Origin of the sequence: Actinoplanes sp. NPDC049802 (assembly GCF_040656595.1) — a bacterium.
GTDB lineage: Bacteria > Actinomycetota > Actinomycetes > Mycobacteriales > Micromonosporaceae > Actinoplanes.
The window spans coordinates 80918-105709 of the sequence record NZ_JBFAMR010000009.1 but is presented as its reverse complement, the minus strand read 5'-3'; the positions used below and the strand labels follow the sequence as shown (position 1 = coordinate 105709).

Below are 24792 nucleotides of genomic sequence, written 5' to 3'. Positions count from 1 at the left end.
TAGACCCATCAGATCGTACGGGGGGTGGCCAGGTCAGGCAGCCGAACCTGCAAAACGTGCCGCCCGCGGTGGGACGGCTCGCGACCGCGCTCACCCGATTGCGGGCAGCACTGGGCTCGGTCTCGTACCCCCTGGCGCTGCCCTCCGCGGACGAGGCACGGCGGGTCGGGTCGGCCCTGATCGACCAGCTCGACGATTACCTGCTGCCCCGCCTCGCCAGGCTCGACGCGCCCCTGCTGGTGGTCGTCGGCGGCTCCACCGGGGCCGGGAAGTCCACTCTGGTGAACAGCCTGGTCCAGGCCCCGGTGAGCACGGCCGGCGTGTTGCGGCCCACCACCCGGTCCCCGGTCCTGGTGGCGCACCCGGACGACGTGGCCTGGTTCGGCCGGGGCGGTCTGCTGCCCGGGCTCACCCGTACCGGGCAGGCCAGCACCGCGCCGGACGCGCTGCAGGTGGTGGCCGTGCCGACGATCGGTCCCGGCCTGGCCCTGCTGGACGCTCCGGACATCGACTCGGTCGTCGACCACAACCGTCACCTCGCCGCCCAACTGCTGGCGGCCGCCGACCTGTGGCTGTTCGTCACCACCGCCGCACGGTACGCGGACGCCGTCCCGTGGGAGCTGCTCATCACCGCCCGGCTGCGCGGCACGGTGATCGCCCTGGTCCTGGACCGGGTGCCGGTCGACGCGGCCGCCGAGATCGCCGCCCACCTGGGCGAGATGCTCACCGACAACGACCTGGGCGCCGCCCCGCTGTTCGTGCTGCCGGAGACCGAGCTGGACGGGCGCGGTCTGCTGCCGGACTCGGCGATCGGCCCGATGCGGGTGTGGTTCGCCCAGCTCGCCGGGGACGCGAACGCCCGCGCCACGGTGGTCCGGCAAACCCTCGACGGTGCGCTCGGCGCCCTCGCCCCGGCGCTCGCCGGGCTGGCCGAGGCGGCCGACGAGCAGACCCGGGTGGCGCACTCGCTGGACGAGCGGGTGGAGTCCGCCTACCGCAACGCGCTGCGCACCGCCGAGGAGGGGCTGCGCGACGGCCGGCTGCTCCGCGGCGAGGTGCTGGCCCGCTGGCAGGAGTTCGTCGGCACCGGCGAGTTCCTGCGCAGCCTCGAGTCACGGGTCGGGCACATGCGCGACCGGGTGGTGGCCGCCATCAGCGGACGGCCGGCGCCGGGCCGCACCCTTCAGGTGGCCATGGAGTCCCAGCTGGTCACCCTGCTGCGCGGGGTGGCGACGGACGCCGCCGAACAGGCGTACTCGGCCTGGCACGCGCACCCGGCCGGCGCCGTCCTGCTCGTACCCGAACTGCGGAAAGCCTCGGACAGCCTGCCGGAGCGCGCCGACCGCATGGTCCGGGACTGGCAGCAGTGGGTGCTCGACCTGGTCCGGCGCGAGGCGTCGGACAAACGGGCGGTGGCCCGCGGCGCGGCGTACGCGGTGAACGGCGCCGGCCTGGCTGTCATGATCGCGGTGTTCACGTCGACCGCGTTCATCCCGACCGGGCTGGAGGTGGCGGCGGGCGCCGGCAGCGCGGTCGCCGCGCAGAAGGTGCTCGAGGCCGTCTTCGGTGACCAGGCCATCCGTACTCTCGCGGCACGGGCCCGCACCGAGTTGATGACCCGGTTCGAGGAACTGCTCGCCGCCGAGGCCGCCCGGTTCACCGAGCGGACCGCGGTGGCACGCCACGAGACGTCGGACGGCGCTCTGCTGCGCGGGGCCGCCGTCGAGGTGGAGACCGCCAGGAAGGAACTTGCGTTGACCGGGTCCGGGTCATGAATCTGGTGCAGAAGGTGCCCGAGAAGCGGGTCGACGGCGATGAGCTGGCCCGCCGGCTGGAGGCGCTGTCCCGGTTCCTGCGGGTCGTCGATCCGTACCTTCCGGACAGCGACCTGGTCGCCGCCCACACGCTGGTGGAACGCGCCGGCAACCGGCTGTCGCTCTCGCTCGACCACACCGTGGTGGCGCTCGCCGGCAGCACCGGCAGCGGAAAGTCCAGCCTGTTCAACGCGCTCGCCCGGTTCAAGCTCTCGCAGGTCGGGGTCCGCCGGCCGACCACCGGCACGGCGCACGCCTGTGTCTGGGGGCCGCTGGAGCCGGCGAACCGGCTGCTCGACTGGGTGGGTGTGCTGCCCCGGCAGCGGTTCGTCCGGGAGAGCGCGCTGGACGGCGACGACGAGGCGGCGCTGCACGGGCTGGTTCTGCTCGACCTGCCCGACTTCGACTCGGTCGAACGCGGCCACCGGCTGGAGGTGGACCGGCTGCTCGGTCTGGTGGACCAGATCGTCTGGGTGGTCGATCCGCAGAAATACGGCGACCGGGTCCTGCACCGGGCCTATCTGTCCCAGTTCAGCTCGCACGCCGGCGTCACCATCGTGGTTCTCAATCAGGCCGACCGGCTCAGTCCCGGCGACACCGAGGTGGTGCTCGGCGACCTGACCCGCCTGCTCGAGGAGGACGGGCTCACCGGCGCCCCGGTGATCGCCAGCTCGGCCAAGCAGCCCGGGATGCTCGGCGAGCTGCGGACGGCGCTGGAGAACACGGTGGCCAACCGGCAGGCCGCGCTTCGCCGGCTCGACGCCGATCTGAACGCGGTCGCCGACGAACTGGGCGGCATGATCGGGCCGCCGGCCGCCGAGGACGAGGTGGACCGCGCGACCGTACGGCAGTTGTGCGACGCGCTGGCCGAGTCGGCCGGGGTGCCCGGCGTGGCCGACGCGACCGCGGGCGCCTACCGGCACCGGGCGGCGGGGGCCACCGGCTGGCCGCTGGTCCGGGGGCTGCGGCGGCTGCGGCCCGACCCGTTGCGCCGGCTGCACCTGGAGCCGGTCAAGACCGATTCGGTGTCCACGGATGTCGTTCCGCGTACCTCTGTGCCGGAGGCCGACGCCGCGCAGAAGTCGGCGGTGAGCCTCTCGGTCCGGGCCGTCGCGGCGCGGGCCGCCGCCCCGCTGCCCGAGGCGTGGGCGCCCGCGCTGAACACCGCGGCCCGTTCCCGGACGGCGGATCTGCCGGACGCGCTCGACCGGGCCGTCGCGCAGACCGACCTCGGCATGGAACGGACGCCGATCTGGTGGCGGGTGGTCGGGATCCTGCAATGGGTGCTGCTGGCCGTCGCGACCGCCGGGCTGGCGTGGCTGATCCTCGGCTACGCGCTTCGCGTCCTGGGCCTGCCGGAGCTCGACAATCCCGAGGTGGGGGTGGTTCCGCTGCCCACCGTGCTGTTGCTCGGCGGCATCCTCGGCGGACTGGTTCTCTGGCTGGTGCTGCGCCCGGTCATCGAGGCCGGCGCACGCCGGGCGCGGCGCCGGGCCGAGCAGCGGCTGCGGGCCGCGGTCACCGAGGTCGGGCGTGGGTACGTGGTGGCGCCGGTCCGCGAGGTGCTGAACGCCTACGCCCAGGCGAGGGAAGCGCTCGTGGTGGTGCGCGCGGAGTAGTTCGGGCCGGGTCCGCGGGCGTAGGCTCGCGGCATGCCAGCACCCCGGTCCGCGTATGACGCCGTGCTGCACGCGGCCCGCGACGTCACGAAACTGGGCTGCGCGCTCGACGCCGAGATGCTCGGCGCGGCGCTGCTCGGCAGTGTCTACGCGATGGCCGCGGAGGACCGCGCCGAGGCGGTGCGCGACTTCGTCGGCCGGTTCCTGACCGCCACGGTCCACACCGGCACACCCGCCGCGGTGACCATCCGCGATGTCTTCGCCACCCTGGTTCCGGATGCCGACGGCGCCGACCGGATCGGCCACGACCGGCGATCGCCGTCGTGGGCCGGTCAGCTCGGGCGGGTCCGGCCCACCGGCTGCTGGGCTTACGGCGACGTGTATGGGGATCAGACGTCCTACCTGGTCACCTTCGCGTACGAGGACGCGTCGGACGGCGGCCCACCGCACGCCGTGGTGGCGCTCGTCGATCACAACATCGGCATCACCAAGGACGTCTTCGTGGCCACCTCGGCGGAGGCGCTGCTGGAGCAGGTGCGGGAGATCTGCGCCGGCGACGAGCTGACCTGGTTTCGCAGCGAGGACCCGGGCCGGCTGCGCGACGAGGTGAGCCGGCATCTGGAGGTCACCGACGGGCTGGGCGACCTGCCGTCGGACGGCTCCCTCGCCACCGACCGGGCGCTGGCCGGGGCCCGGCTCGCGCTGCTGCCGGTGGCGACCACTCCGCCGCTCACCGAGCCGCTCGGGCCGGATGACACCGGCCTGATCCGGGATTTCCTGAACTCCCCGGAGGCGGCCCGGTTCGAGCTGCCGACCGGGCCGGCGGCGACACCGGAGAGCGCGTCGCTGGAGTTCTGCCTGAGTCTGCTGCTGGACCACGGCGCCACCCTGCCCGGCGACGATCCGCTGCGCTGGAGCCCGTCGGTGGCCGGCCTGTTCCTGCTCGACTGGGTGCACCGGCGGGCCGTGCTGGACATGGACGACGCGGCCATGATGCCCCGGGTGGTGCGGGCCTGGGCGGCGTTCGCGATGCGGCGCCGGGGCCTGCCCGCCACCGCGGTCGAGCAGGCCGAGGCCGCGCTGGAGGATCTGATCCCGGAGTTCGCCCGGCTCTACACGACGGGTGAGCGCCGCAGCCCGGCCACCGCGGCGGTGGCCCAGCTCATCGCCGAGGGTGTGGACCCCAACGACACCGCCGCCATCGACGCCTGGCTGGAAGCCAACCGGGACGACTGATCACGGTCCACGCCGGGTCAGCGTCGGTTGATGTGGTGCTCGGAGGACGGGTCGGCGTGGTGGCGGCCGACTCGTGAGTCACGGTCGCGGGAGCCGTTGAGCTCCTCCGGGTAGTTGGTGTGCTCGGCCCGGTGCAGGCCGCGATAGGGGCGGTTGCCCAGTCGCCTCTCCTCGGAGCTGGAGTCGTCGAGCAGGCGGCGGGCGACGTTGGGATGTCCGCCCGAGTAGCTCTGTTCGAGGATCCGGGACGCGCGGACGTTGTGGTGGCGATCGTTCATCGCTGACCTCCGACGGTGTCGGGGCCGGTCCGGCGACCGGCTGTCATGGACGGTGAAGCGGGAGGACCCGTGGTCCCGGCAGGGTGATTCGTCGTGGTCCGACGCGTCCCGATCGGGTTCGTCGGGCACGGCCCGCGGGCTCGGTGCGGCCCGCCGGCCCCGGTTCGGCTTGTCCGGCACGGTCGGCGGATCACCCGCCGAGTGCCGGTCCCGGGATGGCCGGAACGGCCGGTCCGGTGTGGTGTTCCGGTCCGGTGAGGACCGATGCGCGGAAGGACTGTCCTGGTCGGAACCGGTCCGGCTCGGCTCGTCGGGAACGCGCGGCAGGCCGGGTACTGATGGGTAAGAGGAGGAGAGGAAGGGCTTCGGGACTTCATCCTCTGCAGGGACGGAAGGCAGGTCCACAACTGTGGGGAAGCCGTCGGGCACGGACCGTGCCATCCGCGGCGGCAGGTCCCGCTTCGGCCGGGCCGGTCGGACCGGGACCGCCGTCCGCGACGGCACGGCACCGGCCCGCGATGAAGTCGATGGCGCCGGCGATGTGGGCGCCGCCACCGGCGGTGATGTTCGGGCCGGCGATCGCGGAGATCTCCGGAGTCCGGGATCGGCGGAGACAGACGAGCGCTTCGGGGAAGAGGACGGGTGGCGGGCATCGGCGGGGCGGGACGGTTTCCGGCTCTTTCCGGGACGAGTTCTCTGGGCGTACCCCTGATCGGTCTGGGGTTTGGCCGGCGCCGAGATCGAGGGTGGCGGGAAAGGCCGCACCGGTCCGGTCGCCGGAGGTGGCAGAAATGGCACGTCCATGGCGCCGGGCCGGTTCTCGCCGGTGATCTCGCTGCTGCCCGTGGTGAGGACGGCGAGGGTCGGCACCGAGGCCAGCCCGACCAGGAGCGCGACCATCAGCACGTAGCGCCGCGTCGGCCCGGAGAAGCCGAGATCCTCGCGATACACCCCGTTCAGGCGCTTTCGCAGCACCTTGATTGGCGGCAGGTAGCCGTCGTCGTCGGGCAGGCGTGGCACGCGAAGATCCCCCCACAAGAAAAGATCGACTTGGATCCGTTCCGGTCACTGGGGATGAACGACAGTCTGCGAATTCCGCTGCGGCACACCTGCGCTATTCGTGCCAAAGTGGGGGTGCATACTTAACTAAATCGGACAAATACCCTAGGCAATGCGTCGACAGAATCTCTTTTCGTGATCTACGCAGCCTGTAACGCGGCTCACTCTCTCTGTCAGGATGGGGGACGACGGCATCGCCGCTGTCGCCTTCCGCCGACCAAGCGGGGTCGCAGCGCGCCGTCCCGGCGACATGCCGGAGAAGCCGCGCGGCAACCCCACCCGGGCCAGGCGCGGCCCCCACTGGTCAGCCGCGTGGCCGGGAGACACCCGCTGCGGGCTTAGTTGAGGAAACAGGAGACACGGATGGCGAAAGGCGAGAGCGTGGCCGGCAGCGACATTCCGGCCGGCGGCTTCGTCCAACTGCTGACCCCCGACGGGGAACGCATCGACACCGTCACCACCGCTGACGGCACGACGTACTCCGTCGACTTCACCGACGAGGAGTACCGCGGTCTCTACCGGGACCTGGTCACGGTCCGGCGTCTCGACAGCGAGGCGGTCGCCCTGCAACGGCAGGGTGAGCTGGGCATCTGGGCCAGTCTGCTCGGGCAGGAGGCGGCACAGGTCGGATCCGGCCGGGCACTGCGCCCGCAGGACATGGCGTTCCCGACCTACCGCGAGCACGGCGTCCTCTACTGCCGCGGAATCGACCCGATCATGCCGTTCGGCCTGTTCCGGGGCGTGGACCAGGGCGGTTGGGATCCGAACGAGTTCAAGTTCAACACGTACACGATCGTGATCGGATCGCAGACGCTGCACGCGGCCGGCTACGCCATGGGCGTCACCATGGACGGCAAGGTCGGCTCGCCCGACGGCGAGGCCGTGATCGCCTACTTCGGCGACGGCGCGACCAGCCAGGGCGAGGTCAACGAGTCGTTCGTCTGGTCCGGCGTCTTCAACGCGCCGATCGTGTTCTTCTGCCAGAACAACCAGTACGCGATCTCCGAGCCGTTGGAGCGCCAGACCCGGGTTCCGCTGTACCAGCGGGCCGGCGGCTACGGCTTCCCCGGCATCCGGGTGGACGGCAACGACGTGCTCGCGACCTACGCGGTGACCCGTGCCGCGCTCGACAACGCGCGCAACGGCCAGGGCCCGACACTGATCGAGGCGTACACGTACCGGATGGGGGCGCACACCAGCTCCGACGACCCGACCCGGTACCGCATCGCCAGCGAGGTCGAGTCGTGGAAGGCGAAGGACCCGATCAGCCGGCTCAAGGCCTTCCTCACCAAGCAGAAGATCGTCAAGAAGGACTTCTTCGCCGAGGTCGACGAGGAAGCCAAACAGCAGGCCCTCGATCTACGGGAACGGGTGCTGGCGATGCCTGATCCACAACCCGTCACCCTCTTCGACAACGTCTACCCCAACGGCTCGCCGGAGATCGACGCCCAGCGGGCCGCCTTCGCCGAGTACCAGGCCTCGTTCGAGGGGAGCGCACACTGATGATCACCTTGGGTAAAGCGCTCAACCACGGACTCCGCCGCGCGCTCGAGGACGACCCCAAGGTCGTCGTCATGGGCGAGGACGTCGGCAAGCTCGGTGGCGTCTTCCGGATCACCGACGCCCTCCAGAAGGACTTCGGCGAGAACCGGGTCATCGACACCCCGCTCGCCGAGGCCGGCATCATCGGCACCGCGGTCGGCCTCGCCATCCGCGGCTACCGGCCGGTCTGCGAGATCCAGTTCGACGGGTTCGTGTTCCCGGCGTACAACCAGATCGTCGCCCAGGTGGCGAAGATGCACTACCGCTCCAAGGGCAAGGTGCGGCTGCCGATCGTCATCCGGATCCCGTTCGGCGGTGGCATCGGCGCGGTCGAACACCACTCCGAATCGCCCGAGGCGTACTTCGCGCACACCCCCGGTCTCAAGGTGGTGACCTGCGCCAACCCGGCGGACGCGTACACGATGATCCAGCAGGCGATCGCCTCCGACGATCCGGTGATCTTCTTCGAGCCGAAACGGCGGTACTGGGAGAAGGGCGAGGTGGACCTCGACGCGCCGCTCAGCGGGGCGTTCCCGCTGCATTCGGCGCGGGTGGCACGGGCCGGATCGGACGCGACGCTGCTCGCGTACGGCCCGATGGTCCGGGTGGCGCTCGACGCCGCCACGGCCGCCGCCGAGGACGGGCGCGAGCTGGAGGTCATCGACCTGCGCACGCTCTCCCCGATCGACTACCCGGTGATCTTCGAGTCGGTCCGGCGGACCGGCCGGGCGGTCGTCGTCCACGAGGCCCCCGGCAACGCCGGACTCGGCGCCGAGATCGCGGCCCGGATCACCGAGGAGTGCTTCTACTCACTCGAGGCCCCGGTGCTGCGGGTGACCGGTTACGACACGCCGTACCCGGCCGCGCGCCTGGAGGAGGAGTACCTGCCCGACCTGGACCGGGTACTCGACGCCGTCGACCGCTCCTTCGGCTGGTGACGCCGATGTCGCGGATCAAGGAGTTCAACCTGCCCGACCTCGGTGAGGGCCTGCTCGAGGGCGAGATCCTGGCCTGGCTGGTCAAGGTCGGCGACACGATCGAGCTGAACCAGCCGATCGTCGAGGTCGAGACCGCCAAGGCGGCCGTCGAGATCCCCGCCAAGTGGGGCGGCGTGGTCACCCGAATCTTCCACGACGCCGGGACAGTCGTGGAGGTCGGCAAGCCGATCATCGCCATCGACACCGAGCCCGGGTCACCGCTTCCGGAGACCCCGGCTTCGGCACCCGCCGCATCTGCTGCCGCCGCCGCGTCTTCACCCTCCGCCGCATCTTCGGCCGCCACCGCGTCTTCACCCTCCGCCGGATCTTCGGCCGCCGCCGACGAGGCCGGGGCGGGCCTCATCGGTGGACCGGCTCCGGGCGGGCGCACGGCCGTGCTCGTCGGTTACGGCCCGCGGACCACCAGCGCCCAAAGACGACCCCGCATCGGTACGCCCACACCTGCCACGACCGCAGCGGCGCCTCCCCCGCCTCCGGCGGCTGCCGAGGTCCGCCCGGTCGAACCCGCAGGCCCGGTTTCCGAGACCGTGGCGCCGGCCGTCCGTACCGGTCCCGTGCTGGCGAAGCCGCCGGTGCGGAAACTGGCCCGGGACCTCGGCGTCGACCTGGCCACGGTCAACGGCACGGGCCCGTTGGGGTCGGTGACGCGGGACGACGTACATCTGGCCGCTTCGGTGCCGGCCCGGATGCCGGCGCCGGTGGCGGCGAGCCCGGCCACCGCGGTCTTCGACGCCTCCCGGGAGCAGCGCATCCCGGTCAAGGGCGTCCGGAAGCTGACCGCGGAGAACATGGTGGCGTCCGCTTTCACCGCGCCGCACGTCACGGAATTCCTGACCGTCGACGTGACCCGCTCGATGAAGGCGCTGGAGAAGCTCCGGAAGCGGCCCGAGTTCGAGGGTGCCCGGATCTCGCCGCTGCTGCTGGTGGCGAAGGCCGTGCTGCTCGCGGTCGAACGGCACCCGATGGTCAACTCGTCCTGGTCCGGGGCGACCGGCGAGATCGTCGTCAAGGGCTACGTGAATCTCGGCATCGCCGCGGCGACCGAGCGCGGTCTGATCGTCCCGAACGTGAAGGACGCCGGCCGGCTCACCCTGCGGGAGCTCGCCGAGGCGCTGAACGAGCTGGTCCGGACGGCGAAGTCGGGTCGAACGGCCCCGGCCGACATGTCCGGCGGCACTCTGTCGATCACCAACGTGGGCGTGTTCGGCATCGACACCGGGACTCCGATCCTGCCGCCCGGCGAGTCGGCGATCCTGGCGTTCGGCGCGATCCGGCCGACGCCGTGGGTGCACAAGGGCAAGATCCGGATCCGCGAGGTGACCACTCTGGGGCTCTCCTTCGACCACCGGATCATCGACGGCGAGCTGGGTTCACGGTTCCTGCGCGACGTCGGCGCCTTCCTTGAGGATCCGGAGGCGACGTTGCTCAGTTGGACCTAGGGTCGTTCGGCATGTTCGAAAGTTGACTTTCGATCCGTAGGTTCATGACCCGGCTCACCCTCTGAATCCATGGCCGCGTCCACGGTGTGAGACGCATAATTGTGTCAACACCGGGACGCGTGCCGGGAGGTCCGCCACAAGCGGGCGAACGGCGGCGTCAGACCGACAACCGGCTACCGCCGGAGAAGTGAGCACCGCCATGAACATGATCGACCGCTTCCGCCAGCGTCGGATCGTCAGCCGCCAGAACCGCGCCATCGACCGCGCGCTCCAGTCGGCGCCCACGCACGCGATGCGCGACGAACTTGCCGTTTTCGCTCAGCGCCGTTTCTCCTGATCTGCCGATCAGGGGCACCACCTCCCCGAACGGCCTGCCCGGATCACCCGGGCGGGCCGTTTCGTGTTTTATCCCACTCCGTATCGTGTCTTATCCCACCCGGGAAGATCGGGCACTCGTCCCCTCCGGGCGTACACCGGGATTCCTCCCGCCGTGCCCGCCCGGTACCGTGGGCACGGTCCCCAAACCGGCACGGCCGGTCGGTGCGGAGACCGGGGTCACCGGCGGTTAACCTCGCCCACGGTCCCAGCACGGCCAGGCCGGAAAGCTGGCACGGCCCTGCGGCGGAAGGTCGCCGGTGGGGTCGCGTCCGTGCAAAGCTGGCACGGCCGCATCGATGAGGAGGCGCGTATGACGTCCGAGGGGCAGCACGCCGGTCAGCCGGCCGAGGCCACGTCGGGCGGACCCACGTCGGGCGGGTTCCCGCACGATTCCGACGGTCAGCGGATCGCCGGCCGGGCCTCGGCCCAGTCGCCCGCTGAGGGCTTCCCCAACTCGTACGGTCCGCCACCGCCCAGCGCTCCGGGCGGCGGCTCGCCATTCGTCGTGCCCGCCGTCTCCACCTTCGGCGCCGGCGCCGGCCAGGGCGGCACCTCGTACGGTTCGGCCCGTGTGCCGCAGCCCGAGGGTGACGAGCGTGGGACCGCATCGCCCTACGGATCGGTGTCACCCGAGCCCGGGAGCGCCTCGCCGTACGGGCCGGTCTCCGGCTCGCAGTACGGGCAGCCCGGTGCGCCCGCCTCCGGTGCCGCGTCCATGCCGTCCTCCGGCCCGTTCGGACCGCGGCCGGACGGGTCGCCCTGGGCGCCTGCTGGTTCCGAACCCGCCGCCGGACCGTCCTTCGGGTCCGCCGCGCCCGCTGCCCCGGCTCCGACGCCGTTCGGGTCGGCCACGCCCGGATCCCCGGCGCCGTTCGGATCGGCCGCCGCTGTTCCGCCCGCCGGGCGCCCGGCCCAGGCTTCGGCCTCGGTGCCGTCGCCCACCCCGCCGCCGCCTGCCCCGGCCGGTGAGGCTCCGCCGAGGCTCAGCGCGAGCGGCCTTCCGACCCGCACCCCCGGTGCCACCGCACCGGAGGACGGCGGCCTCGGCCATACCCCGTTCTCCGCCTTCGGAGACCAGCCGGTTCGCGTTCCCGGCGCCAGCCTGAACAACCTGCCGGACAGGTCCGGCCACCGCACCGCAGAGGGCGGGCAGCCCGCCGGCCCGGCGAGTTTCACCGCCGGCCCGGCACAGAACAGCTGGATGCAGAGCGCCCGGCCCACCGACGCCCCGGCCGAACCGGCCGCCCAGCGCCCGGCCGCCGACACCTTCCCGTCCCGGCGCGGCGACGGCGGCGGATTCCCGCTGCGTGCGCCCGCCGGCCCGCAGGTGGAGACCGACAACGGCGCCCCACTCAGCATCGACCTGCCCATCCGCAGTCAGCAGCCGTTCGGTGGCGGCACATTCCCGGGCGCCCAGCCCGAGACTCCCGCCGACGAGCCGGCCGGCAGCTCCGGGTTCCCGCAGCGCGTTCCCGGCGCGGCGCTCGCCTCCGGCGGCACCGTCCCGGCGTCCGGGTCGGATCCGCTCAACCCGCTCGCCGGCCCTGAGTCGCGTGGCCCGGCCGGATCGGGCGGGCGCATCCCGTACCCGGAGCCCGAGAGCCCCAATCCGATCCCGCCGTTCCCCGGCGCTGACTCGAGCGGCGCGGACTCCCGCGGCACCTTCCCCGGAGCCGACTCCCGCGAGCCGTACCCTGGCGTCGACTCCCGTAGCGGTTTCGACTCTCGTGGGCCTCTTGCCGGTAGCGATTCGCGCGGATCTTTCCCGAGTGGCGACTCCCGCGAGCCGTACCCCGGCGCTGACTCGAACGGCTCGCTCCCGGGTGCCGGTTCTCTCGGTTCGGTGCCGGTTGCCGGGCTGCACAGCGCGGAGGGTTCCGGTTCTGAGTCGCCGGCCGCTTCGTCCGCGGTGCCGCAACCGCGTGACCCGGGCAAGCCCGCTGTCGGCTCGGCCCGGCCGGTCACGGCCAGCGCGTCGGTGCCCGGTGTGCGGGTCACCCCGCCGGAGGCCGGCGAGCTTCCCCCGCCGAGCCCGGCACCACAGGCCCGGGTTTACGGCCGTCCCGCCGCAGCGCCGGCGGAGGAGCCGGAGACCGGCTCGGACGAGGCGCCTGACGGTGGTTTCGGCGCGGCCCCGGCTTCGCCGTTCGGCGGTGACGGACCGGTCGGCACCTTCGGTGGCTTCACTCCGGCTCAGCAGACCGAAAGCCCGTCCGGCGGGTTCGGCATGCCCCGCCCGCAGAGCGAAGAGGCGTCCGGCGGTTACGGCCTGCCGCAGCAGGAGGAAGCCTCCGGCGGCTACAGCCGGCCGACGCAGGAGGACGCTCCCGGCTTCGGGCCGCCGAAGCCGGATGAGAGCCCGTCCGGCGGGTTCGGTCTGAACCGGCCGCCGAGCGACAACGGTTCCGGTTACGGCCTGCCCCACCAGCAGGGTGACGGTTCGTCCGGTGGCTTCGGAACGCACACCGAGGGTCCTTCCGGCGGATTCGGCGTCCCGCACCAGGGCGACGGCCCGTCGGGTAGCTTCCGGCCGCAGGCCGAAAGCCCCTCCGGAGAGTTCGGCGTCCCGCACCAAGGCGACGGCCCATCGGGCGGCTTCCGGCCGCAGAGCGACGGCTCGGGTGGCTTCGGACCCCAGAGCGACAGCTCGGGCGGCTTCGGACCCCAGAACGACAACGGCCCCGGCGGCTTCGGGACCCGGAACGACAACGGCACGAGCGGCTTCGGAACGCCGGACGACGGCGGCCCCGGCAGTTTCGGACCGCAGAACGACAGCGCTTCCGGCGGCTTCGGGCTGCCGCAGCGTGGCGCCGGTGATCGTGGCCTGAGCGGGCGCGCGTCCATCCCGCCGCCGACGCGGCCCGACGACGAGGCGCCGTCCGGCGGTTTCGGCGCCCGGGACGGCTTCGGCGGTCCCGCCACCGACGACGACCGCAACGGCTTCGGCGGATTCCCGCCGCCGACGCGGCCCGACGACGAGCCACCGTCAGGCGGCTTCGGCGCCCGGGACGGCTTCGGCGGTCCCGCCACCGACGACGACCGCAACGGCTTCGGCGGATTCCCGCCGCCGACGGGCGACGGTCCGGCCGGCGCCCCCGGTGTCGCCCCGCAGTCGCCTGCGCGGGCGACCGCCCGGGCGACCGCCAGCGCGCGGGTCGCTCCGCCGGAGGCGCCCGGCTCGCCGCAGTTCCCCGGACAGGGCGGTCCGGCGATGCCGGGATCGCCGCAGTTCCCGGGCCAGTACGACTCGACCATGCCGGGAAATCTGTTCCCCGGAGTGGGCTCCGGGGACTCGGCCGTGCCCGGATCGCCACAGTTCCCGGGGCAGGGTGACGCCACCATGCCGGGAGTCCCGTTCCCCGGATCGGGTGAACCGGCCATGCCGGGTTCCCCGCAGTTCCCGGGCGCCAACGGTCCCGGATCGCCCGGAGCGTCGCCGTTCGGCACCTCGTACGGCGCCCCGGTCGGCATGCCGGACCAGTACAACGAGCACACCACGGACGTGTCCGGCCGAGGCAACTCGCCGTACGTGCCGGCGCCCGCGCTCTCGCCGCTTCCCGGCGAGCAGCCCGGCGGCGGCATCTATCCGCACAGCCCGGCGGCTCGGGCGACCGTGACGCCACCCGGGCCGGAGGACACCACCAGCTGGCCCGGCCCCGAAGAACAGGGCAAGTTCGACCAGTTCAAGGCCGATTCAGCGACGCCCCCGCCGGCCAAGCCGCACGTGAAGACCGTGCCGGTGGCTCTCGCCGTCGTGCTGGGTGCCGCGGTTCTGCTGGCCGTGGTGTTCGGACTGGTCTCTCTGATCTCCGGCATCGGCGACGAGGAGTTCAAGGTCTCCCAGGGCGAGTGCGTCAAGCGCGACGGCAACACTCCGGTGGTCGCCCCGTGTACGGAGGCCGGCACCTTCGAGGTGGTGTCGATCGTCAAAGCCAAGGGCGAGTGCGCCGACGCCACCCAGCCCTACATCGTCGTCCCGAAGAACAAAGAGGTCCTCTGCTTGAAAGCCAACTGACCCCGCGGCAGAGACCGGCGTCGAGGCGATCCTTTGCTTCGGCGCCGGCGGTGTTTCCGGGGTACGAGTGAAACCGTCGCGGGGTGCCGGCCTGCCGGATCAGATCGTGAGACGGGCGGATGCGGCACGGCACAGGGTTGAGTCGCCGGCCGGGGAGGCTGCCCTGGTTCACCGGGGGTGGGTGGCGGATCAGCCCGGCGGTCGCGGCACGGCCGGAGGTGGGCAGCGGGCCGCGACGGTGGGCGTACAGTGCCGGGATTTGAAGTGGGGTCTCGAAGATCGCCGCGGGCGGAGCGAACGGCCTCGCGGCGCCGTTGAAATCGTGCCGGAGTGGATCACCGGAGGGTGTCCGGCGGCGGTGAGGCACGATGGGCGGATGGAATTTCGCGTGCGTGCGCCCGAACTCAAGGGTCGCGGTTGGCTCAACACCGGCGGGAAGGCCCTCACCTTGGCCGATCTGCGCGGAAAAATCCTAATATTGGATTTCTGGACTTTCTGTTGCATTAATTGCCTGCATGTCCTGGATGAGCTACGGCCGCTCGAGGAGAAGTACGGCGACGCGCTCGTGGTGATCGGGGTGCACTCGCCGAAGTTCGAGCATGAGCGGGACCCGGCGGCGCTGGCCGCGGCCGTGGAACGGTATGGCGTTCATCACCCGGTCGTCGACGACGGCGACATGCATCTCTGGCAGCAGTACGCCGCGAAGGCCTGGCCGACGCTGGCCGTGGTCGATCCGGCCGGTTACCTGGTCGCCTCGATGGCCGGTGAGGGGCATGCCGAGGGTCTGTCGCGACTGATCGACGAGTTGATCGTCAAGCACGAGGCGGACGGCACCCTGCACCGCGGTGACGGCCCGTTTGTCCCTCCGCCCGCCCCGGACAGCCTGCTCCGCTTCCCCGGCAAGGCGATCGAGCTGCGGAACGGGAATCTGCTGGTGTCCGACTCGGCCCGGCATTCGCTGGCCGAGTTGTCGGCGGACGGTGAGACGCTGGTCCGGCGGTTCGGGGCCGAGGTTCGTGGGGAGCCGTTCAGCGAGCCGCAGGGTCTGCTGCTGCTGCCGGAGGAGGTCGCCGCGGCGGCCGGCTACGACGTGGTGGTCGCGGACACGGTGAACCATCAGTTGCGTGGTCTGAGGCTGGACACCGGGGAGATCACGCTGGTGGCCGGCTCGGGTCGTCCGTGGCGGTCGGCGGTGGACGATCACGCGCATGATGCGCTCGCCGCCGATCTGTCGTCGCCGTGGGACCTGGCCTGGTACGACGACCGCGTGATCATCGCGATGGCCGGCATCCACCAGCTGTGGTGGTTCGACCCGATCAAGCGCACGGTGGGTGTCTTCGCCGGTACCACGGTCGAGGCGTTGCGCGACGGCACGCTGCCGGACGTGTGGATGGCCCAGCCGAGTGGCCTGTCGGTCAGCACGGACGGCAGGCGTCTGTGGATCGCGGACAGTGAGACGTCGGCGCTGCGTTACGTCGAGGACGGCGTGATGCACACCGCGGTCGGTCAGGGCCTGTTCGATTTCGGTCACGTGGATGGCCCCGCGGGTGAGGCTCTGTTCCAGCATCCGCTCGGGGTGGCGGCGTTGGCGGACGGTTCGGTGCTGGTGGCGGACACCTACAACGGCGCGGTACGCCGATTCGACCCGGCCGCGAACACCGTGTCGACGGTGGACGGCGACGTGGCGGAGCCGAGCGACGTCCTCGTGACGGGGGACAGGCAGATCCTCGTGGTGGAGTCGGCCGCGCACCGGCTGACCCGGCTGGCTCCGGGCGTGGTGCAGACGGTCAGCGGGGAGCGGCACCGGACCGAGCGCCCGCCGTCGCGCCTGGCCCCGGGCGAGGTCACCCTTGACGTGATCTTCACGCCGGCGCCGGGTCAGAAGCTGGATTCGCAGTTCGGGTCGCCGGTTCGCCTGGTGGTGTCGGCGTCCCCGGCCGAGCTGCTGCTGGAGGGCGAGGGCACGACCACCGATCTGTCCCGGCGGATCGTGCTCAACCCGGAGGTGCCGAAGGGTGTGCTTCAGGTCGTCGCGCAGGCCGCGACGTGTGATGTGGACGCCGAATTCGGCGCCTGTCATCTGACCCGCCAGGACTGGGGTGTGCCGATCGTGATCGATCCGGACGGCCCGTCCCGGCTGCCGTTGATCCTGCGGGGCATGGACGCGTGATCGGTCAGCGACCCTGATCGCTGGTGAAGGGGCGGACGTTCAGGCCGACGGCCCGGAGTCCGTCCCGCACCGATCGGGCGAGTTCCACCGCGCCGGGTGTGTCGCCGTGCAGGCAGATCGACCGGACCGGGCAGGGCACTTCGGCGCCGTCGACAGCGATCACGGAACCCTCCGCGGCCATCCGCACCGCCCGCTGGACCACCAGGTCGGGTGTGTGCACCAGCGCGTCCGGCCGGGACCGTGGCACGAGCCGCCCGTCCGGCTGGTAGCCGCGGTCGGCGAAACCCTCGCCGGTGACGTTCAGTCCTTCGCGTAGCGCTTGCCGGGCCAGTTCCGAGCCGGGCTGGCAGAGCACCGGCAGCGCCGCGTCGTAGGCGAGGACGGCGTCGACCACGGCTGACGCCTGCACCGGGTCGACGGCCGCGGTGTTGTACAGGGCTCCGTGCGGTTTCACGTAACGCACCCGGTCTCCGGCGACCCGGCAGAACGCCTCCAGCGCCCCGATCTGGTACAGGATGTCGTTGCGCAACTCGTCGTGGTCGTAGTCGATCCGCCGCCGGCCGAATCCGGCCAGGTCCCGGTAGCCGACCTGGGCGCCGATCGCGACGCCTTTCGCGACGGCCGCCCGGCACACCCGGTGCATCGTGGACGGGTCGCCGGCGTGGAAGCCGCAGGCCACGTTCGCCGAGGTGACCACGTCGAGCAGGGCCTCGTCGTCGCCGAGCCGCCAGGCGCCGAAGCCCTCGCCGAGGTCGGCGTTCAGATCAATCCAGCTCACGGAATCTCACGGTAGTCCCCGGCCCGGCCTGTGCGAGCGGCGCGACGTCATCGATCACGCCGACCACCGGATATCCGCCGGTGGTGGGATGGTCGGCGAGGAAGATGATCGGCTGTCCGTCCGCCGGGACCTGCACGGCCCCGAGGACGACGCCTTCGGAGGGCAGTTCGCCGATCCGGGCGCGGGTCAGGGCGGTGCCGGCCAGCCGGGCTCCGACCCGGTTGCTCAACGGGCTGATCCGGTACGCCGTACCGAACAGCCCGGAGACGTCGAACCAGTCGTCTCGCGGCCCGAGCCGGATGCCGAGTGTCAGCTCGCCGGAGATCCAGGCCGGTTCACCGACGAGCGGTTGTCGTCCGGTGGGTGTGCCGACGGGCAGGGTCGCCCCGTCGGTCAGTCGTGCCGGTCCCAGCCCGGAGAGGGTGTCGGTGGAGCGGCTGCCGAGCACCGGTTCGACCGTGATCCCGCCGGCCACCGCGATGTAGGACCGCACTCCGCGGGTGGCCCGTTTGACGTCGACGACCGCGCCGGCCGGTACCTCGAACAGTTGGCAGCCGTGCGGGCGTTCGGCCGGGCGGCGGTCCACGTCGATGTCCGCGATCGCACCGGTGACCGCGACCAGGGTGGGCTTCTCGAACCGCAGGGTGCAGCCGAGCAGGGTGGTCTCCAGGCCGGCGGCGTCGTCCGGGTTGCCGACGAAGCGGTTGGCGAGGCGCAGGGCGGGTGCGTCGAGGGCGCCCGAGCGGGGTACGCCCAGGTGTGCCCATCCGGGTCGGCCCTGGTCCTGCACGGTGGTCAGCGGTCCGGCCCGCAGCACGGTGATCATGCCGGCACCAGCCGTACCCGGGTGCCGGGGGTGAGCAGGGCCGGGTGCTCACGTCGTACGTCGAAGAGGTTTCGATCGGTCCGGCCGACCAGCCGCCATCCGCCCGGCGAGGCGGTGGGGTAGATGCCCGCGTAGCCGCCGGCGAGGGCGACCGATCCGGCCGGGACGCGAGGTCGCGGGGCGGCGAGCCGGGGGACCGCCCATTCGTCCGGAAGCCCGCGCAGGTAGGCGAATCCGGGGGCGAATCCGGAGAACGCGACGGTGAACGGGGTGCCGGTGATGCGTCTCACGGCCTCGTCCGCGGTGACGTGCCACAGTTCGGCGACCGACGTCAGGTCCTCGCCGTCGAAGGTCGTCGGAATCTCCACGAGGTGGCCTTCGGCGCGTTGCTGACCGGGCGCGGGTTCCCAGGCCGGGAGCAGTTCGGCGGTGCCCGGGGCGACGCCGTCGAGCAGCACGGTGCGAGCGCCCGGCACGATCTCGACGGCCCTCAGGTGCCCGGTTTCGCGGCGTCGCCACAGCTCGGCCCGCCAGTCCTCGACCCGGTCGGCGTCGGAACACTCGATAAGCAGGCCGGAGTCCCCTACGCGTCGTATCTTCATGGGGAAATCATCCGGGGGCGTCAACCGGGTCCAGCGCCACTACCCAACGGTAACCTACGGTGTCGTAACCTAGAGGGCGTGACGACCTCAGCCCCGTTCCGGATATCGCCGGCCGATCTCGGTAAGCCGCGACTGCGCGGCCGGTTGCATCAGTACGCATTCTTCGTCGCCGCGGTCTGCGGCATCGTGCTCAGCTCGATCGCGCTGAGCAGACCCGGCATCTCCCCGTTCCTGAGTTGCCTGATCTACAGCATCTCGGTGTGCGGGCTGTTCGGGACCAGCGCGCTCTACCATCGGCGGGTCTGGAGCGAACGCGGCTACCAGATCATGCGGCGTGCCGACCACTCGATGATCTTCATCCTCATCGCCGGCAGCTATACGCCGTTCTGCGTCCTGCTGCTGGAGGGCACACAGCAGGCCGTCCTGCTGAGCGTGGTCTGGGGCGGCGCGATCGGTGGTGTCGCCCTGAAGGTGATCTGGCCCCACCTGCCGCGCTGGGCCGGGGCGCCGCTGTACGTGGCGCTCGGCTGGGTGGCCGTCGCGATCATCCCGGAGGTGCTGCACGTCGGCGGCGTGACCTGTCTGGTGCTGCTGGTCGTGGGCGGCGCGATCTACACGGTCGGCGCCGTCTTCTACGCGCTGCGCCGGCCCAACCCGTGGCCGGCCGTCTTCGGTCACCACGAGTTCTTCCACGCCTGCACGCTGATCGCCGCGATCTGTCATCACATCGCGGTCTACTTCGCTCTCTACGCCTGACTTTCCCTGTCGGTCAGAAGGCCCGGGCATCCGCCCGGGCCTTCCTTCGATTCAGGAGTACGCCGGGGGAGGCGGCGGCGGGACGTCGTCCCGGCGGACCTCGCGATACTCGGTGTAACCCGCTTCGGGGACCGGCTGCTGCGTACGGGTGACCACGGTACGGCGACGGTTACCCCAGAACGCCAGCGTGATGACCAGGCCGGCCAGACCGGCCAGCATCAGGATCCAGCCGATCACACCGATGTCGAGACCGCTGATGTCCGCCTCCACGGCGAACGCCAGGATCGCCCCCAGAGCCAGCAGGAAAATGCTTGCGCCGATGCCCATCGGACCCTCCTCGATTGGTGTCCGCCCGGCCGGGCGACGCCGCTCGACCGTGGTGAATGCGTCGATCGACCAGTTACCCGCACGCGTGACATTCCAATCAGGCAAGCTGTACCGATGACCACGCGGACGCTCATCCTGCTGCGCCACTCCAAGGCGGAGACCCCCGGCGACTTCGACGACTACGACCGGGCCCTGGCACCCCGCGGAGTGGCCGACGCGGAGGCGGCCGGCGCCTGGTTGGCGGACGAGCGACTGCATCCCGACCTGGTCATCTGCTCCCCGGCCAAGCGCACCCGGCAGACCTGGCAGAACGCGGCCATCGTGCTGAGCCGCAGCGCGAGCGCCCGGCCGGCGCCCGAGGTGCACTACGAGGAGTCGCTCTATCTGGGTCGCGGCGGCGAGGTCTTCGACCTTCTCCGAGCCGTTCCCGACAACATTCGTACGGTCCTGGTCGTCGGACACAACCCGACAATGTCCGAAGTGTCCGCTCTCCTGCTGCCGGACGAGCAGTACACCGGCACGGTCGCCGAGATGCGCACCTCCGGGATAGCCGTGCACAGCGGCGACCGGCCGTGGTCGCAGGCCGAACCGGGGGCGATGCGCCTGACTCGCTCGCACACCGCCCGCGGCTGAGGCCCCGCTACTTCCGGTACCAGGTCCGGGTGGTCGTGTACGTCACGTTGCCGAACCGGTCGTACGCCCGGACCTGCACCTTCATCGTCTTCTTCTGCTTGCTCGCGTTGAACGCCAGCACGTAGGCGGCCTTGGCGTCACGCGCCACCACCTTGCCGTTGACGAGCAGTTCGACCCGGGCGATGCCACTGGCGTCCGAGGCCTTCACGTAGACCTTGACGGTGCCCTTGACCTTCGCCTTGTTCTTCGGCGCCTTCGTGATCGACACGGCCGGCACCTTGTTGTCCGCGATCACCGTACGGGTGTAGGTGCGGACGTTGTTCCACTTGTCGAAGACCCGCCAGGCGTACTGGAACTTCCCGGTGGTGGAGCCGGTCCGGACGGTGGCGGTGTAGGGGGCGGCCTTGTCGGTGGCGACCACCTTGCCGTTCACCACGACCTCGGCCCGCGCGATGCCGCTCGGGTCGGTGATCCCGCTCAGCGTGGTGCTGAAGGAGTTGCCGACACGCGTGCTGTCGGCGGGGCTCACCCGGCCACCGGTCGGGCCCTCCCAGTCCGACTTGATCGCCAGCTCGACCTCGGTCGTGTTCCCGGCCGTGTCCACCGCCCACACGGTGATCCGGCCGCCCTGCACCGACTTGACCTTGCCCGTCCAGCGGTTCGTGCCGGCCACCTGGGTCATCGGCCGTCGAGTCTCGGGACTCCACCGGACCTCCATCGAGGCGATGTCGGTGGCATCGGTGGTGACGGTGACCTCGACGTCGCTGCCCCACTGCTGGACCTCGTCGAAGCGCGGCGAGGTGATCGACACGACCGGCACCGAGGTGTCCACCCGCACGTCGGTGGTCGTCTCGTCGACGTTGCCCGCGTAGTCGTAGACCTTGGCGGTGACCTTCTTCACACCGTTCGTGCCGGGTGCCGGCACCAGGGTCGTCTCGACACCACTGTCGGTGCTGGAGGCCACCACCTTGCCGTCGATCAGCCAGTCGATGCGCTGGATCGCGTGGTCGTCGGTGGCTTTCGCGGTCACCTTCTTGCCGGCGGCTCCGATCAGTTCGTCCTCGGTCAGGCCGGTCGCGGTGATCTTCGGGGCGACGTCATCGGTGCCGCCGAGCGCGTAGACCACCTTGGCCGCGTCCAACTGGGGCGGCTGGCCGGCCAGCCCCGGGGCAGACCCACCGGCGATCAGCGCGCTACGGATCTTCGCGGCACTCGCGTCCGGCCGCTGAGCCATCGCCAGGGCGGCCGCACCGGACACATAGGCCGGACCCCACCAACCGGTGGTGGTCAGATCGACCCAGTCACCGCTGTACGCGACTCCGGGGTGACCGACCGCAAGGGCGGGCTCGTACTGAGCCGGCGCTTTCTTGCTCGACTCGTCGTAATGACCGTTGGCCGGCGCGACGACGAGCGCGCCCTTGCCGGCGGCGTACTCGACGGCCGTTCGCAGCACCTCGCTGTCCAGCGAGGTGGTCTCGTCGCGACGAGACCGGTCGAGACTGAAACCGACATGGATGACCTTCGCGCCGTGGTCTGCCGCCCAGGCGATTCCGGAGGCCCCGGCCGAGATCGAGCCGACCCCGGGTTGGGTGCCGTCGTCAGGAGTGACGCCCAGGACGCGCACCGGCATGATCTTGCTGTCGGTGGCGGCGCTGATGTAGCTGGCCGTTTCGGTACCGGTACCCCGAAGCCCGTCGCTCGCGTCGTCGTCACCATCCACGAAGTCACGGCCGGCGACCAGCCGATCGGCGCCGATCTCGTCGCCGGGCGTGACACCCGTGTCGAGGACCGCCACGACGATCTCGGGGTCACCGGTGGTCCACGTCCGGGCTCCCGAGATCTTGCTGGGGCCGAGGTCGGGATCCGCGTAAGCCCGGCCAGGATCCTCGGTGGTGGAAATACGGGCGTCGGGCTCGACGAAGCGCACACGGGCGGTGTCCGCGGCGAGTTTCGCCTTGAGCTCGGCGACGGCCGTTTCCGACACCTCCACCCGGACCACCGGAAGGTTCTCGACCTGGGAGGCCGAGATGGTCCGGTCCTTCAGGTCGGCGATCACCGCGGCGGGATCGGTGCCCTCGGTGAGGCCGACGTTGTACCAACTGGAAGCGGCCGCCGCGGCAGCCGGGACCGCCGCCGAGCCGACGATCAATCCGGCCACCAGCCCGGAAGCCAAAATGGGCAGCCTCAAACGCATCTACATCTCCTGATGTACTCACCCCGCGACCCGCAACCTCCACAGTGAACCCGTGAAGAGCAGGAGAATCGGAAACGATCATACTGTTACTTCGCTCCGCCTGCGTCCCGTCGTGGGGCAGAGATCTGAAAAACAGCGAGGGCCGGCGGACACCTTTGTCCGCCGGCCCTCGCTGCTTTTCAGGAGAGTGGGAAAAGCTTGATCAGAACGCGTCCTCGTCCAGATCCATCAGGTCGAGGGTGGTGTTCTCGATGATCCGGCGGTCGGCGCCGATCCGCGGCAGGATCTCCCGCACGAAGAACCGGGCCGCCGCCACCTTGCCGGTGTAGAACTTCCGGTCCGCCTCGGAGACCTCGCCGTTCAGTGCGTTGAGGGCCACCTCGGCCTGGCGCAGCAGCAGCCACGCGAGGACCACGTCACCGAGGGCGAGCAGGATCCGGCGGGAACTCAGGCCGATCTTGTAGAGTTCGCGGCCCTCGCCGTTGCCGACGGCCTGGAGCCAGCCCAGCGTGACGCCGAGGATGTTCTGCATCTCGGCGAGCGCCTTGCCGAGGGCGAGCCGCTCGCCCTTGAGCTGACCGTTGCCGGCCTCGCTCTCGACGAAGCCCTGGATGTCGGCGGCGACCGCGCCGAGCGCCTGGCCGTTGTCCTTGACGATCTTGCGGAAGATCAGGTCGAGCGCCTGGATCGCGGTCGTGCCCTCGTACAGGGTGTCGATCTTCGCGTCCCGGACGTACTGCTCGAGCGGGTAGTCCTGGAGGAAGCCGGAGCCACCGAAGGTCTGCAGCGACTCGGCGCCGAGCAGTTCGTACGCCCGCTCCGAACCGACGCCCTTGACCAGCGGCAGCAGGAAGTCGTTGATCTTGCCGGCCAGCCCGGCGGCCTTCTCGTCGCCGGCGGCCTCCGCGATGGCGACCTTGTCCTGCCAGGTGGCCGTATAGATGACCAGAGCACGCAGCGCCTCGGCGTACGACTTCTGCAGCATCAGCGAGCGACGTACGTCCGGGTGGTGGGTGATGGTCACGCGCGGGGCGGCCTTGTCACCGTTCTGCACCAGGTCGGCGCCCTGTACGCGGTTCTTCGCGTACTCCAGCGCGTTGAGGTAGCCGGTGGACAGGGTGGCGATGGCCTTGGTGCCGACCATCATCCGGGCGTTCTCGATGATCATGAACATCTGCCGGATGCCCTGGTGCACCTCGCCGAGCAGCCAGCCCTTGGCCGGGACGCCGTGCTCACCGAAGGTCATCTCGCACGTGTTGGAGACCTTGAGGCCCATCTTGTGCTCGACGTTGGTGGCGTAGACGCCGTTGCGCTCGCCGAGCTCGCCGGTGGCCGGGTCGAAGTGGTACTTCGGCACGATGAACAGCGACAGGCCCTTGGTGCCGGGACCGCCCACGCCCTCGACGCCCATCGGGCGGGCCAGGACGTAGTGGATGATGTTGTCGCTGAGGTCGTGCTCACCCGAGGTGATGAAGCGCTTGACGCCCTCGATGTGCCACGAGCCGTCCGGCTGCGGAATGGCGCGGGCGCGGCCGGCGCCGACGTCCGAGCCGGCGTCCGGCTCGGTGAGGACCATGGTCGAGCCCCACTGCTTCTCGACGAAGAGCTTGGCCCACTCCTTCTGCTCCTCGGTGCCCTCGTGCCAGACGACGTTGGCGAAGGACGGGCCCGACGAATACATCCAGATGGGGGCGTTGGCGCCCAGGATCTGCTCGGCGATGGCCCAGTAGAAGCTCCGCGGAGCCGACGTGCCGCCGAGATCGGCCGGCAGGTCGAGCCGCCAGAACTCGGACGCCATGAACGTCTCGTAAGACTTCTTGAAGGACTCCGGCAGCGGCGCGGTGTGCGTCGCCGGGTCGAAGACCGGTGGGTTGCGGTCGCTGTCGGTGTAGCTGGCGGCGAGATCCTCGCGGGCCAGCCGGTTGACCTCGGCGAGCACGTCGCGTGCGGTCTCCACGTCGATCTCGTCGAACGGCGCCTGGCCGAACGCCTGGTCCGCCCCGAAGACCTCGAACAGGTTGAACTGGAGGTCCCGAAGGTTGCTCTTGTAGTGCGTCATCGTGCTTGGCCCCGCTCTCCGGACGCGAGTTACCCGTCAGTAACCACACTGTATTACTGATCGGTAGCC

The 24792-nt window shown here is 71.1% G+C and carries 18 protein-coding genes; 11 read left to right on the top strand and 7 right to left on the bottom strand.

Annotated elements, in window-relative coordinates; all coding sequences use genetic code 11:
* Window positions 1-56 precede the first annotated feature (56 nt).
* From AB0I88_RS09310 to AB0I88_RS09300, 3 genes are read left to right on the top strand one after another with little or no spacing between them, the layout of a single operon-like run.
* Window positions 57-1775: an ABC transporter gene (locus tag AB0I88_RS09310; RefSeq protein ID WP_361020500.1), complete on the top strand. Its 1719-nt coding sequence runs from the start codon at window positions 57-59 to the stop codon at window positions 1773-1775.
* On the top strand, window positions 1772-3433 hold the full coding sequence (locus AB0I88_RS09305; RefSeq protein WP_361020498.1) for a GTPase: 1662 nt from the start codon (window positions 1772-1774) through the stop codon (window positions 3431-3433). The genes AB0I88_RS09310 and AB0I88_RS09305 overlap by 4 nt, the downstream gene beginning before the upstream one ends.
* Before the next feature lie 33 nt (window positions 3434-3466).
* Complete coding sequence (locus AB0I88_RS09300; protein WP_361020496.1) at window positions 3467-4669, top strand: hypothetical protein; 1203 nt, start codon at window positions 3467-3469, stop codon at window positions 4667-4669.
* A gap of 17 nt (window positions 4670-4686) precedes the next feature.
* Here AB0I88_RS09300 and AB0I88_RS09295 read toward each other — a convergent pair whose 3' ends face one another.
* A complete protein-coding gene (locus AB0I88_RS09295) occupies window positions 4687-4947 on the bottom strand; it encodes a hypothetical protein (RefSeq protein WP_361020494.1) in 261 nt (86 codons plus the stop codon).
* A 1422-nt stretch (window positions 4948-6369) separates the two neighbouring features.
* Here AB0I88_RS09295 and pdhA point away from each other — a divergent pair.
* The 6 genes from pdhA to AB0I88_RS09265 all read left to right on the top strand — a co-directional run bounded on the left by pdhA (window position 6370) and on the right by AB0I88_RS09265 (window position 16548).
* Window positions 6370-7509 carry a pyruvate dehydrogenase (acetyl-transferring) E1 component subunit alpha gene (gene pdhA / locus AB0I88_RS09290; RefSeq protein ID WP_361020492.1) on the top strand — a complete coding sequence of 380 codons (1140 nt, stop codon included), beginning with the start codon at window positions 6370-6372 and terminating at the stop codon, window positions 7507-7509.
* Window positions 7509-8486 carry an alpha-ketoacid dehydrogenase subunit beta gene (locus tag AB0I88_RS09285; RefSeq protein WP_361020490.1) on the top strand — a complete coding sequence of 326 codons (978 nt, stop codon included), beginning with the start codon at window positions 7509-7511 and terminating at the stop codon, window positions 8484-8486. Before pdhA ends, AB0I88_RS09285 begins: the two co-directional genes overlap by 1 nt.
* Complete coding sequence (locus AB0I88_RS09280; RefSeq protein ID WP_361020488.1) at window positions 8483-9985, top strand: dihydrolipoamide acetyltransferase family protein; 1503 nt, start codon at window positions 8483-8485, stop codon at window positions 9983-9985. Before AB0I88_RS09285 ends, AB0I88_RS09280 begins: the two co-directional genes overlap by 4 nt.
* Window positions 9986-10184: 199 nt before the next feature.
* Window positions 10185-10322, top strand: a complete 138-nt coding sequence (locus AB0I88_RS09275) for a hypothetical protein (RefSeq protein ID WP_361020486.1) — start codon at window positions 10185-10187, stop codon at window positions 10320-10322.
* A 351-nt stretch (window positions 10323-10673) separates the two neighbouring features.
* Complete coding sequence (locus AB0I88_RS09270; RefSeq protein ID WP_361020484.1) at window positions 10674-14378, top strand: hypothetical protein; 3705 nt, start codon at window positions 10674-10676, stop codon at window positions 14376-14378.
* Between the two features lie 376 nt (window positions 14379-14754).
* On the top strand, window positions 14755-16548 hold the full coding sequence (locus AB0I88_RS09265; protein ID WP_361020482.1) for an NHL domain-containing thioredoxin family protein: 1794 nt from the start codon (window positions 14755-14757) through the stop codon (window positions 16546-16548).
* Window positions 16549-16552: 4 nt separating this feature from the next.
* Here AB0I88_RS09265 and AB0I88_RS09260 read toward each other — a convergent pair whose 3' ends face one another.
* From AB0I88_RS09260 to AB0I88_RS09250, 3 genes are read right to left on the bottom strand one after another with little or no spacing between them, the layout of a single operon-like run.
* Entirely contained in the window at window positions 16553-17317 is a 765-nt protein-coding gene (locus AB0I88_RS09260; protein ID WP_361020665.1) for a 5-oxoprolinase subunit PxpA, read from the bottom strand.
* Window positions 17313-18152, bottom strand: a complete 840-nt coding sequence (locus tag AB0I88_RS09255) for a biotin-dependent carboxyltransferase family protein (protein WP_361020480.1) — start codon at window positions 18150-18152, stop codon at window positions 17313-17315. The genes AB0I88_RS09260 and AB0I88_RS09255 overlap by 5 nt, the downstream gene beginning before the upstream one ends.
* On the bottom strand, window positions 18149-18754 hold the full coding sequence (locus AB0I88_RS09250; RefSeq protein WP_361020478.1) for an allophanate hydrolase subunit 1: 606 nt from the start codon (window positions 18752-18754) through the stop codon (window positions 18149-18151). Before AB0I88_RS09250 ends, AB0I88_RS09255 begins: the two co-directional genes overlap by 4 nt.
* Before the next feature lie 78 nt (window positions 18755-18832).
* Between AB0I88_RS09250 and AB0I88_RS09245 the strand changes: the two genes are divergently transcribed.
* Entirely contained in the window at window positions 18833-19510 is a 678-nt protein-coding gene (locus AB0I88_RS09245) for a hemolysin III family protein (protein ID WP_361020476.1), read from the top strand.
* Between the two features lie 51 nt (window positions 19511-19561).
* Here the strand turns inward: AB0I88_RS09245 and AB0I88_RS09240 are convergent, their stop codons facing one another.
* On the bottom strand, window positions 19562-19837 hold the full coding sequence (locus tag AB0I88_RS09240; protein WP_361020474.1) for a DUF6458 family protein: 276 nt from the start codon (window positions 19835-19837) through the stop codon (window positions 19562-19564).
* 114 nt (window positions 19838-19951) lie between these two features.
* Between AB0I88_RS09240 and AB0I88_RS09235 the strand changes: the two genes are divergently transcribed.
* Entirely contained in the window at window positions 19952-20470 is a 519-nt protein-coding gene (locus AB0I88_RS09235; RefSeq protein ID WP_361020472.1) for a histidine phosphatase family protein, read from the top strand.
* A 7-nt stretch (window positions 20471-20477) separates the two neighbouring features.
* On the opposite strand, the gene AB0I88_RS09230 is transcribed toward AB0I88_RS09235, so the two are convergent.
* Window positions 20478-22664 (bottom strand): Ig-like domain-containing protein, encoded by a 2187-nt coding sequence (locus AB0I88_RS09230; RefSeq protein ID WP_361020470.1) that lies wholly within the window; start codon window positions 22662-22664, stop codon window positions 20478-20480.
* 202 nt (window positions 22665-22866) lie between these two features.
* The gene (locus AB0I88_RS09225; protein WP_361020468.1) at window positions 22867-24723 is read right to left on the bottom strand and encodes an acyl-CoA dehydrogenase; all 1857 of its coding nucleotides are present in this window, start codon (window positions 24721-24723) and stop codon (window positions 22867-22869) included.
* Between the last annotated feature and the right edge of the window lie 69 nt (window positions 24724-24792).